The sequence below is a fragment of the Sphingobacterium sp. HMA12 genome, from assembly GCF_002933815.1.
Lineage (GTDB): Bacteria > Bacteroidota > Bacteroidia > Sphingobacteriales > Sphingobacteriaceae > Sphingobacterium.
On sequence record NZ_BEYR01000001.1, the window covers coordinates 2,711,129 to 2,723,776 of the forward strand.

General features: G+C 42.5%; 10 protein-coding genes. 2 read left to right on the forward strand and 8 right to left on the reverse strand.

The genetic code is table 11. The features are described from left to right. The first annotated feature begins 46 nt into the window (after positions 1-46). Positions 47-376 carry a helix-turn-helix domain-containing protein gene (locus HMAT_RS11700; RefSeq protein WP_104382868.1) on the forward strand — a complete coding sequence of 110 codons (330 nt, stop codon included), beginning with the start codon at positions 47-49 and terminating at the stop codon, positions 374-376. Here HMAT_RS11700 and HMAT_RS11705 read toward each other — a convergent pair. The 7 genes from HMAT_RS11705 to HMAT_RS11740 all read right to left on the reverse strand — a co-directional run bounded on the left by HMAT_RS11705 (position 373) and on the right by HMAT_RS11740 (position 10,944). Continuing rightward, entirely contained in the window at positions 373-831 is a 459-nt protein-coding gene (locus HMAT_RS11705) for a VOC family protein (RefSeq protein ID WP_104382869.1), read from the reverse strand. The two genes, HMAT_RS11700 and HMAT_RS11705, sit on opposite strands and share 4 nt — an antisense overlap. 346 nt (positions 832-1,177) lie before the next feature. Continuing rightward, positions 1,178-2,929, reverse strand: a complete 1,752-nt coding sequence (locus HMAT_RS11710; protein ID WP_104382870.1) for a RagB/SusD family nutrient uptake outer membrane protein — start codon at positions 2,927-2,929, stop codon at positions 1,178-1,180. A 2-nt stretch (positions 2,930-2,931) separates the two neighbouring features. Continuing rightward, positions 2,932-6,165 carry a SusC/RagA family TonB-linked outer membrane protein gene (locus tag HMAT_RS11715; protein WP_233789203.1) on the reverse strand — a complete coding sequence of 1,078 codons (3,234 nt, stop codon included), beginning with the start codon at positions 6,163-6,165 and terminating at the stop codon, positions 2,932-2,934. A gap of 206 nt (positions 6,166-6,371) precedes the next feature. Next, positions 6,372-7,580, reverse strand: a complete 1,209-nt coding sequence (locus HMAT_RS11720) for a FecR family protein (protein WP_104382871.1) — start codon at positions 7,578-7,580, stop codon at positions 6,372-6,374. A 68-nt stretch (positions 7,581-7,648) separates the two neighbouring features. After that, positions 7,649-8,215, reverse strand: coding sequence for an RNA polymerase sigma factor (locus HMAT_RS11725; protein WP_104382872.1), 567 nt, complete (start codon positions 8,213-8,215; stop codon positions 7,649-7,651). 662 nt (positions 8,216-8,877) lie between these two features. Next, positions 8,878-9,957 (reverse strand): hypothetical protein, encoded by a 1,080-nt coding sequence (locus HMAT_RS11735; protein WP_104382874.1) that lies wholly within the window; start codon positions 9,955-9,957, stop codon positions 8,878-8,880. A gap of 771 nt (positions 9,958-10,728) precedes the next feature. Next, positions 10,729-10,944, reverse strand: a complete 216-nt coding sequence (locus HMAT_RS11740; RefSeq protein WP_104382875.1) for a hypothetical protein — start codon at positions 10,942-10,944, stop codon at positions 10,729-10,731. A 112-nt stretch (positions 10,945-11,056) separates the two neighbouring features. Here HMAT_RS11740 and HMAT_RS11745 point away from each other — a divergent pair, with 112 nt between their 5' ends. Then, complete coding sequence (locus HMAT_RS11745) at positions 11,057-11,308, forward strand: hypothetical protein (RefSeq protein ID WP_104382876.1); 252 nt, start codon at positions 11,057-11,059, stop codon at positions 11,306-11,308. Positions 11,309-11,889: 581 nt separating this feature from the next. On the opposite strand, the gene HMAT_RS11750 is transcribed toward HMAT_RS11745, so the two are convergent. Beyond that, a complete protein-coding gene (locus HMAT_RS11750) occupies positions 11,890-12,546 on the reverse strand; it encodes a response regulator transcription factor (RefSeq protein ID WP_104382877.1) in 657 nt (218 codons plus the stop codon). Positions 12,547-12,648 lie beyond the last annotated feature (102 nt).

A 12,648-nucleotide genomic window follows, 5' to 3' on the forward strand; every position in this document is an offset into this window, starting at 1 on the left:
GATTGTGCGGAAGAAAAAAATAGAGGTATTTAAAAGTATCAACTGTATGCGTAAAGAAAACTCGACCAATACAATCAATGAAAAAGCATTACAACAGTATTGCAATGCTTTTAAGACATTATCATTAATCACCGGACGGTGGAAGCTTTCTATTTTATTTAAATTGCTTAAGACAACGGCAAGCTATTCGGACTTCAAACATCTTCTGCCCCAAGTCAGTGACCGGACACTTTCCAAACAATTGAATGATTTGGTACGGGATGGGTTGATTTTAAAAAATAAGACTAAGATTTCATCCATATACACGCTTACAGCCAAGGGCCAGAAGTTGGAAAAAATCTTGGTCGACCTGTCCGAATTTCAGGTTCAGGACTAATCAAAATCTACTTTCTCCAAGAACTCGATTACTTCCCCATTGGGACTATATACCAGACTGTTTCTCACATGAACCGATTTGATTTCACCGGATAAATCCAGCTCAAACAGTCCCTCACTCAGATCTTTTGCGCCACAGGCAAGGGCTTGTTTTCTGGCGAGATCAGCATCTTTCACTATAAAACAAAAATGCAATAGCGCATTCTCAATATACTCGTCACCGGGCTTCCTCTTTCTTCCCTGTGTCGGTATATCTGCATTTTCGTCACATATTTCCAGGTAATAATTGATCGCCCGATGCTGAAGCATCACACATTTTTCCAAATTGAAATCGGGCAAAGACCATTTGTGCACCATTTCGAAACCGAAATTTTTATAAAAATCTACCGTGCGCTCGAAGTCTTTCGCTTTTATTGATACATGATGAAAACCGATGATGTTATTTTGTAAATCCATATTCTTTTATTTAATATATTCAAAGATATCCATCCCTAAATCACCATAAAAGAACTTACAAAATTGTAAGATAGATCTTTTGCCGGGCTACCCGCCCAATTCTTTCACCCAATAGTTTTCAATATCCTCAAGGAAAGCTTTTTTGCTTACAATCTTTCCTTTTTTATTAATAAGCACGGCAAAACACTTCCTGGAAAAGGAAGAGGATACTATGTATGGACCAGGATAAAAAAGAGCGCAACGATAAAAGCCGGGGAAATCCATCCCCGGTTTTTATCGAATACACTAACCTAACTTGGTTATTGACATCGGTCAGTAGGAAATTGTTTTGCCTTTTCTAAAATAATTAATAGCCCTCATTTTGCTTAAATTCCTTGCTAACATCCATAACACTTTGTGGAATTGGGAACAGGCGTCTGAAGGGTTGCGAGGCAGGTTTGGCGCTAAAGGGCAGGTCAAATTTACCAAATCGAATCATCTGCGGACGGCGGAGCAGTTCCCAGTAGGTCTCAAAAGCGATCTCACGGTAAAGATCATTGGCTGTTAACGAAGAAATTGTCTTACCCGGCGCATTGCCATATAGGGCTTCCCTAGTCCGTGAACTGCGCAATTTATTGATATCATTGAGCGCAAGATTGATTTCTCCCTTCCTAAAATAAGCCTCGGCGCGCATGGTGTAAATAGCGCCTAAACGCGCCAGCGGAATATCGACATTACTGGATCCGTTTCCATCACCCGGGTCGTACTCATATTTAAATACACGCACTCCACGGTTGATCTGATCCTGTTTAAATACAGCCTGTTTGGGGTCATCAAAATTGAGTTCGGGGGTAAAGATCATTTTTGTGCCGGCACTTTTTTCCATAAACAGTTCCGATACTTTGATCCGTCCGTCAGAAGTCATTTCAAACGCACCGTTTGCGGTTAATTTGGGGCCATACTGCTGTCCTTCCATAATACCACGGTTGAAGTGAAACCACATTAAATTGGTCCCCGGTACAATATCGGTTGAGGGAACGCTCTGTTCACGGTCATTATAAAACCAGGTGCCGTCACCATATTGGTATTTCCTCGAAAAACGTGGGTCATCATGATTGCCGTTCCATGTGGCATAAAATTCAGGTGTGATACATGCTGCATTTGTCCCCCGATTCGCCGGCGTCGGCCGCTGATTCCGTTCGACACAGACATAGGCAAAAGAATTGGAGCCGTTTCTGATTTTGTCTATTTTTTGGGTAATGACCCAGATCAGCTCCGGTCCTTTTTCGTTTTTGATGGAAAAACTATTGAAGTAGTTACTTTCCAGCCTGAACTTAGACGAATTGATCAGCAAAGATGAATAATAGATCACACGGTCCATATCTGTACCTTCACCCGAAACCGCTTTTTCGGTGAAATCGTAGGTGTTTGCCATCCGGTTTTTAAATACCGCCCTGTTCAGGTACATCTGTGTCAATAGACTATAGGCTGCCTCTTTGGTAAAGCGTCCATTGTGCGTGGATTGCTCACCCAATGCTGCCAGGTCAGGAATCAGCGATTCCACCTCGAGGATCAGCTCGTCAATGCTCGTGGCTGCCTTTTTTATCTCGAGCGGTGCACGCTCGTTCAATGGATCCCTGTAAGGTACTTGTCCGTACAGATCCAATACGGTATACATATAAAAAGCCAATAAACCTCTGGATTCAGCCAGAAAGAGCTTCTTTTGCGGAATATTCGATTCGGTAACGGATTTTATGGCCGTCATTGCCCGCGTAATCCCATTGGTCAGCATATTCCAGTTGTCCGTTACAATTGCATTATCTGGCACCCAGGTAAACTCGTGCATGGAGCGCCATTTTCCGCCATCACCCCAGTCGCTTCCCCGGGTAGCCAGAACCGCCTCATCTGTCGTATATTCCTGTAAGGCAAAAACACCGCCATGGTCGACAAAAGTACCTTTGCCCAAACGGTCGTAAGCCGCAGCGAGGGCACCTTCGGGATCTGACGCATCTTCACCGAGCACCTCATCCAATACCTGTTCGTCCAACTTTGTACAGCTGCCTAAAAGCAATAAAAACGATAGCCAGAGTACATATTTGTTTAAAAAAATCTTTTTCATCGTTAAAATTTAATCGTTGCACCAAATAAAAATGTCTTCGCCGATGGATAAGCCGTATAATCTACACCCAATGACTGGTTGCCGTTGCTCACACGCGGACTGTTGATCAATGGATCATAACCGGAGTATTTGGTCAGCGTCCATAAGTTTTGTCCCGTGACATACAGTCCTATCGATTGCACCCATTGTTTGCTGACCAGGGGAATCGAATAGCCGAGCCTAACGGAATTCAGGCGGAGGAAATCCGATTTTTCAAGATAAAGCGTTGAGATCTGCGGATTATTTGACGGACTGATGTTCGTCCCATAATAGCGATTTGACACGTTTCTATCGGAAGCCAGATTATTAATATTGAGCGCATTCATCGCCATGTTATTAAAATTATACCCCCCAGTCTGGCCTATAAATGAAAAGGAAAAATCAAAAGAGCGGTAATAGAGCTGACTGTTCAGTCCATAGGTAAACTTCGGCAAAGCCCCTTCAATGATGCGGCGGCTGTCGCTATAGCTATAATTTCCTTTATCGTCTACCCCTTCATAGTCCCAGAGGTAGAAGGATCCCGCCGCGTAACCGCTTTTGTAAATATTGACATTCACGCCCGATTGTCCCGGACCGGCAATGGCTCCCGACAAAATCTCCGAAACCGGCAGATTCTGTATTTTATTTTGCAATGTTGCACCATTGACATCGACAGACCAGCTGAAATGCTCCTTATTGACCAGCTTTGAACCCAGCAGGAATTCAAAGCCCTTGTTTACTAGTTTTCCGTCAATATTGACCCAGATATCCGCCGTAGGGCTCAGCACTTGTGAAGGAATATTTAAGATGGCATCCGTTGTGGTTTTATTATAGTATTCCAGCGTTCCGTACAATTTACTTTTCCATAGATCAAAGTCTACCCCAAAGTTCGTCTGTGTCACCACTTCCCATCTCAGGTTCGGGTTTGGCGTACGGTTGACTGATACTCCATTGACCAGAGCGAGGTCATCGTTCATATAATAACCATTTCCCGCCGCCAGGGAATAACTGGCTTTGGTAATCTTATTTTGAACTTCTTGATTTCCTGTATTCCCCCAGCTTGCCCTGATTTTCAACTCATTTACCCCTTTAATATCCTTCAAAAAGTTTTCTTTTGACACATTCCAGCCCAGCGCGAAAGAAGGGAAATAGCCATATTTGTTATTTTTACCAAATCGTGTCGATCCATCCGCACGCAGGGAGGCTGTCAGGAGATAGCGATTGTCATAGTTGTAGTTGACACGGGCAAAATATGACTGCAATTCATTGACCTGGGAAAACCCCGTTGCTGTCGTTGGACGCCCAGCATAGCCGGGATTATTTTCGGGGAGGACACCTTCCCCTTTGTTGGCGATTCCGTCAATGGTATATCCATTGCCACCGTTATCAAATTTTTGGTAAGAAAAGCCCGCCAATGCTTCGATCTTATGTTTATCAATTAGCTTGGTGTAATTAAGGTAGTGCTCCAGCAAAGTATTTTTTGAATTCTGATTGTACTTCATAAACCTGCCCCGCGGATTGAGGTCCGTGATGTTGGGAAAGATTGTTGTATTGCGCTCACCCATAGCACGGTCTATCCCAAGATTGAACTTATAAACAAGGCCCTCGATGATACGAAACGAAATATCCAGATTCCCCAGTGCCCTTAGGGTCCGCGTATTATCCCGATAGATATCCAACAAGTACATCGGATTGTAGTGGGCATTCATATTAAAATTGGTGAAATTTCCATTTTCATCGAATACCGATCGGGTCGGATTGGCCATCAGCGTGTGGGTGATCAACTGGCCAAATGCGCCGGTATTATCACTTGTGGGGACACCGATATCTTTGGTTTCACTGGCTGTTAGGTTAAATCCCACGGTCAGTCTTTTTTCATCCAGAAAGGATTCCGAGGCATTGACCCGGGCCGAAGTCCGCCTAAAATCACTATTCTTGACAATCCCTTGCTGATCCATCTGTGCTGCCGAGACATAATAGTTGCCGGTATTGGTCGCCTTTGAAAAAGAAAGGGAGTTGTTTCGTGTTTTTGCCGTCCGGTAGACCACATCCTGCCAGTCCGTACTAGCTCCATGATCAAAAGCCTTGTCCTTGATGGCGGCACGGTATTGATCTGCGGACATTACATCCACCTTGTGTGCGACCGAGGAAAAGCCCAGGTAGGAATCTGCCGTGAGGCTGGCCTCCCCCTTTTTTCCCTTTTTAGTGGTGATGATCACTACACCATTCGACCCCCTGGCACCATAGATCGCCGCTGCAGAAGCATCCTTCAGTACGGTAATGGACTCGATATCACTCGTATTTAAAAAATTTAACGGGTTTTTAGGTCGGCTGGACCCGAATCCGATATCCTGACCACCTGGACTCACATTTTCGTTGCTCAGCGGCACACCATCCACCACAAACAGCGGTGTACTGCCACTGCGAATAGAGCCTACTCCACGAATGGTGACATCCACACCACCTCCGGGTTCACCGCTATTGCCCACAACACGGACACCAGGCACCTTACCCTGAATCAGATTATCGGCCGAGATCACCGCCCCCTGCCTAAAACTCTTTTCATCCAGCTGGTTGACCGATCCGGTGAGATCTTGCTTGGTCTGCTTACCATAACCCACGACGACGACTTCATCCATGGCATTGATCAGCGCCTCTAACCGGATGTCCAACGGGCTGTTGTCGCGAACAAAAACTTCCTTCGCCTGATAACCCACAGTGGTAAATTGGAGCACTGGATTTTGATCCTGCACTTCAATGCGAAAACTTCCATCAGCCTGTGTGCTGGTCCGGTTTGCATAGCCTTTTTCCGCTACCGTCACTCCGGCAAGTCCCTTACCGTCTGCAGATCTCACGACACCTGTGACCGGTCGCTTTTGTACATTTATACGCACTGTTGCCGTTGCCCAAGAAGCATCTGCTTTCCGGCTTAACACAATATTATTGTCCACACGTTTGTACGCAATGGCATATTTCGTACATAAATCTTCCAGTACATCGTTGAAGGGTACATTTTTGTAATTGACGTCGACGCGGCTATTTCCCGAAAAGATAGACTCATTAAAAAAGATATTTACAGCACTTTTCTTTTGCAGATCTTTCAAAACAGTGGATAGTTTGGCGTTTTTCATGGATAGGCTTACCCTTTGCGCGTAAGTCATGGCTCCGACATGCATATTTGCAGCAAATAAGAGCGGCAAAGCAATAGACAATTTCATTGAAATTGGAATTTTAAAGCATATGTTTTCCTTGATCGGGAAAACACGTACCCGATTTTTTTTATAAATTTGCATTGGTTGATAAATTAATGATTAGCGAATGATCTATCAATCTAGGATTTGTTCAGGATCCATCGAGTAAAAACGGGAGTGCTTCCAACACTCCTGTTTTTTTTGACGGATGCTCTGTGAGATAAGTCTATGTACTACATCACATCCACCCTCCTTTCTTTCCGATCGAAGCGGACACCCCCGGCCAGCGCAATCGTCTTTAATAATTTATCGATATTTTCATAGCGGGATATGGATCCCGAGAAACGGACTTTGTCCAGATCACCGTGGTAATGAACATCCACGTCATACCATCGGCTTATGGCCCCCATCACTTCGTAAATCGAAGCATTGTCAAATGCAAAATTTCCATTCTTCCAAGCCATGAAATAAAACGGATCCACAACATCTTTTGTAAAAGTCGCCTTCCTGACATCGTATTTTGCCTGTTCATTGGGAACGAGGAATTTCTCTGTCACCTTATTGCCGGCATAGATCAGTTTTACTTTTCCTTCGGTTAGTGTGGTCACTACCTGTTGATTGTAATTTGAGATATTAAATGCGGTACCCAAAACTTCCAGAGATTGCTCGCCTGTCTTCACAATAAAAGGTACGCGCTTCCCCAGATTTGTCACCTTGGTTACTTCAAAATACGCTTCACCCTCCAAATTCACTTCCCGCGTATCCGACTGAAAAGCTACAGGATAGCGCAGCTTTGTCATGGCATTCAGCCAAACAACCGTACCGTCCGGCAATACCAGCTTGTACTCTCCCCCTTTGGGAGTTACAATAGTATTATAAACCAATCTGTTTTCATTCTGGCCCCGATGGAAATGATAGGTAATTTTACCGTCCCTGGTTTTGCTGACGGAAAATTCAGGCCGTACAATAGTGGTATCACCGACAATCTTTTCTAGGTCCACAGCTGTACCGTCATCAAACAAGATCTGCGCCGTTTGTTTTCCCGGCAGAACCAACGAATTGATATCCGACAATGCGGTCGAATCCCCGGGACCAACTTTTGGCTGTATGAGAAAATACAAGAGCGAGGCAAAGGCGCAGAACGCGATACAGGCAGCCACCTTGAACCCAATTGAGCTCCACAGGCTCTTCCCAGTTTTTGTAGGAATAGCGTTATTCTCCTTTGCCATGGATATACCGGACATGATCTGCTGAAACTGTCGTTGTCTGTCGAGTTCCGTCGTTTTAAAGGGCTGTTCTATCCCAGCCTCCCATTGCTGTTCCAGTGCAGCCAAAAATTCAGGTGTATGGATCAGTTCACGGATGCGTTTGAGCTCGTCGGCGGTACAGGAGCCATTTCTATATTTTCGGATCAGTTCACGATATCCGTTGTTGTCGTTCATGCTTTCTTTGCTGTTCTATGATGATTAATCGAACGAAAGCGAAAGATGTACCAATGAAAAAGTAAATTTTATAAAAAAAAGGTGAAAATCTTGTCCAGACGTACACGTACAAACTTACTGGCCAGAGCCAAATGATTGCGTACCGTATTTTTTGAGAGGCCAACCTGATCGGCAATATCTTGGTAGCTATGCTCCTCCAACTTATTGAGGCGATAGATCCGTTGCTGTTGTTCGGGAAGCTCGCTGATGATCTTCTCCAGCTCCTGCTGCAATTCATTGTAATCAAGCTGCTGCGTCAATGCGGGAGAAGCTTCCTCCCAACCTGATCGCTGATCGAGTTCATATTGCTCGTGCAGCACCCTCCTTCTGAAGCTGCTGACCGCGATACGTTTGGCCACCCGATGTAAAAAGGGATAGAGTGATTCGGGCCCCGTTATTCTCTCACGATAGTGATGGAGCTGTACAAACGCTTCTTGGGTAATTTCTTCGGCCTCCTCCACTTGCCCAGAAAACTGTATGGCCCGCGCGAAGATCATAGGCTGATAACTTTCGAATATAAGCCGAAAAGCCTTCTCATCTCCTTGCTGGAAAAGAGTGAATGTATTCAATTCAATAGGCGTTTCCCTGATGCTCATGGTTCGTTATCTATGGTAAAAAAATATGGATAAATTAACAACGTCCATTTAACTTTACTGTTAAGCGAACATAAACTTTTACCTCAATATTCTTTGGCTGATTGCGAATAATTGGTTTAAACTGCTATCTAAATTAAAAAATAATTTCTGAATTTCTCGGACCAAATTTCCGAAACGACAAAATCCGGCGGTGGCGGCCAGCTTGTACCCCGTCAAGTCCGAGATACTGATAGACAGCCCCGGAGTCCGTCAATTCGGACTGACTACTGACAGCACCCCACAACTGACCGATAGACCGATACACTGGACATAAAGGACTATGTTGGACTGTGCCGCTTTAAAGACTGCATACAGCACAATGAACCTGGCTATGCTGTATTGGAAGCAGTCAATAATTGTATCCTGGATCAGAAGATTTATCAAAGTTATCTGCAACTCGAACGCGAAATTGACCATTTTAGCCCATCATTCCATCAGAAGCGGAAAAAGGAAAGGTCTCAATCAAAACCGCTCCGGGTACCCTGTTGTACCCGGATCTTTTTAAAACCAACTACCAATAGTTCACATACATAAGCTTTGGGCGATTGATTTTAGGGGCTTAATGCTATATTAAAAGCTAACCTAAGTCCCTTTTACTGTAACATAACATCTGAATGTACAGGTTAATATCTTATTTTTAAGGCAATGGGCCGACATTCAGGATTCGGTATCTCTGGTACATAGAGCGTTTGTCCGCCTCTTTCTTCAACAAATAATGCAAGTAAGCTGCTGATATCATCTACGATATTTTTACCTACATTGTCTTCTACAATTTCGATATCACGATCTGACACTAATTTCACTGCCTGATGAAAGCTCTCCTGTACAATTAGAAAATCCCCTTTGCCATCCTGAGCAGCCCGGTAGATCTCTTGCAGGTCAGTCAGTACCAGGCCCTGACCAATCGCCGATTCAAGCTCCCCGAAATAGTCTTCATTTTTTCGTTCCAGTTCTTGTTTCATAAAGTCCCAAGCGCGTGCCTCCAATTGATGTGGTTCGACATTGTTGTAATCAATAGGTAGGTAACCATAATATACAGACGGTCGATCTGCAACTTGCATCAGCTTGCTATAGTTATCTTCTGTACAGAATACGAGTGTTTTCAATTTTTCCTCGTTGCTATAGTTGATGAGCGCTTTATCCGCCCGGTTTAAATATTCACGCAACAGATCGTCTAGGTGTTTCGCATCACTACTTCGATCCGGGAGCGTATTGTAAAATCTATTTTCATCAATCGGAAACTCTTCATTCTGCACTTCGCGGACAATACTTCCATTCAGAGCAGTATAAAGCTTGATTCCGCTTTGTGAAAGCAACATAATCAAATAATGTGTCTGGCGGCCGATCTCTTTAATAACAGGACGGACCGCAAAGTTACCACTGATGTGAACACCTTCCTGACTGGTCTCCCATGACGATCTGAATACCTCTACCACAGTATCCGAAATAAAAAGGTGTAGACTTTCCAGGTTATAATTCACATCAATCTCCTGTTCAACCTGCTCCAACCGTCCGATGATATTGGACAGAGTTCTTTTCTCAAATTTTTCCAAAAGCCGATCAATTGCTTCTTTTGTAAAGTTTTTAATCTTTATTCTATCATTTAGATTATCAGGATGTGTTCGATGTGTGTTGACAGAGATTGTAACACATACTTCATCTTGGGTTCTAATGAGCGTCTGTAATAATTTTTCTTCTGACATGAATTTATGAATAAGTTAGTAAATGATAATATGCTATAGTTATAACCATCTCTTTTTCTTTTTTGTTTTAAATTATTGGAATCCTTCTATTGTCGATCCGGCGCACAACAGAACGATTCCGATCCAGCGAAGGTTAGCGGACTTGTATTTGTATAGCACACTGTATTAACCAATTCATTAAACGACCTTCACTTTTTCAAAACAAAAAAGGCCGGAGCACTTACTGCTCCGGCCTCAAAAAAAACTATCCTTTAACCCTACGTTTACCTATTAATCTTTCTAAATATCAAGTAATGAACAAAGCTGGCGAAAAATGGTTTTAATTATTTTTTTTCGGATAATATTCCTGTCGCATCTTTTCCAGTTGTTTAACGGTTCCCCCCGACCCCCCACTGCTAAGTCGGTCATTTTTTGAAAAAAAATCGGTGGGCTGAAATTTGTAATTTAAATCCGCGGAGAGACGGTCAAAATGGCTGCGAATGGCTGCCGGATCTTTTAGAGCATCACGAAAGTTCCAGCGATAAGCCGAAAATATAAAACACAGGCCATCGTTGTTGCCCAGCAGCGGAACAGTGCCATGGTCATCATCTTCATAGAAGACATATTTCCATTGGAGATTTTTGAGTTGTTCGTTTTACAATACCGTTTTAAACTTGGTAATAGCGATTTCATGCTCATCTTCGCTCACATTCCGAAGTAGCCCATTGTTGGCTTGCGCCAAAAAGAGTCGGATGTCCTTAAAGTTCTGTCTTGTCGCTTCGTTTTTCTGAATCAGGAGCTCATTGTCCCACCAGAGGCTAGGATCATTGGGATGTAAGCATTGAACAGCGGATCCATCAATAAGTTATTGATCGCTGTTAGACCGCCAAAGAATGGCCTAAGCACTTTGTAACCATTGGAGCGATAGTTTTTTTCGATATAGGGAAATAACTCTTTGCCGATAAAATCCACAATAGACTCTGAAAATAAATTTATATCTTTGAACAATAAATATTAGAACCGAAATTATATATCATAGTTAATCTGGTAAGCCGGATCGAACAGATAATGATGATTATCATTCCAATTACTAATAGTACTATTAACTAATCAATTAGACATGAAAAAAAAATATTTTTTAATTGCTGCATCAACACTGATTCTTTTAGGACATTCCTGCAAAAAAGATGAATTCATAGCATCAGAATCAAGAGCAGATACAACAACCTTAATTAAAGCTGAAAATAATCCCAGAGCTGGAAAATCTATAGCTACAGGTGATATAAAATACCAGATAGGTAAAATGAGAAGTGAAGCAAAAGAAGCTAAAGTACCACCGGGCGACTGTAAATTTCAACCCTCGCTATTATGATAGGGATCGAAGTCTAGGTTCTATCCCAGAATTTGTTGATGGTTAAACTTTCATAATCAGAATATACAGTTTTTCAGTAAATTTTCGTTTTCCGTTCTTTGATAAATCCCTTCAATAGTTGACATTATTTTTAGAGGAAATAGGTAATACGAGTAACTAAACTCGGCAGGGCTCAGATGATCCCCGCCGAGATAATCCAAATATATTATCACGAGCTCCCACGCAAATTAGGCCCGAGCGATAATTCAATACAGCCAGTAGTTAAAAGTCTTTATCAATATCTTTTTGCAGTGCTTCTATCCAGCAACTCTCAAACTGAAATGTCCTCCCTTATTCTGCTTGGCAAATATTTGAATTAAAAGAAAGAAACAAGAAAAACTGCCTTTCACATAGATATCACACTTTGTAAAAAACAATACATTACTGCTAAAAAAAGATCTATAATCAAATCCAAATCCGGCGAATGTAATTCTACTCGAAAATTTTCAATTTTCCATCGCTACTCGCCCCTATTTGAACAATCTTGCTTCCAATTTTTCAAATTTATTTAGAGAAAATAGACTGGGGAAACTTTAGGGATTTTACTTAAGAAGATTATTCCGAAAGGCAAAGCGGACAAGTTGCGCTGTATTTCTGGTATTTGTTTTTTCCAGGAGATGCTGGCGATAGCCTTCAACAGTCCTTTTGCTCAGGAAAATCTTATCGGCGATTTCACCGTTGGTAAGACCTTCAGCAATCAGTTCCAATACAGCAAATTCCCTTTCGGAGATATCATAGTATTTTAAAATCGTGTTTATATCAACGGCAATTGTGGTGAAATTTTTATAATTTTGCATAAAACTTAAGCTTAAAGAAGTCGTCATGTAACGATTTCCTCCAGCGATCTGCTGTATACCGAACAAAATTTCGGTATAATCCGCTGCTTTTGACAGGTAACCGTCAGCACCAGCATCGAAGGCTTCGATTACCTTGCCCTGATCTTCCGACATTGACAAAACAGCAACTTTGACCTCAGGATATACCTTTTTCAATACTTTTATAAGCGCAATGCCATCCATTTCCTTCATTTGCAGGTCTGTCAATACAAGATTGGGCGCCTTGCATTTTTCGAGGTAAACCAGTGCGTCTTCTGCACTCCCCACTTCATCGGTTACAACCAGCTTTTCGTCAGACTCCAATAGCATCCGTAATCCGGTGCGTACAATTTGATGGTCGTCAACTAACAGTATTTGGGTCATTGTCTTCTCCTTTTAACACATTAATATAACGTTTAATTTAAACAAATATTTTAACAACACCTTATATTTTTAAATTACTATTAAATGTTTAAACATTGGGAA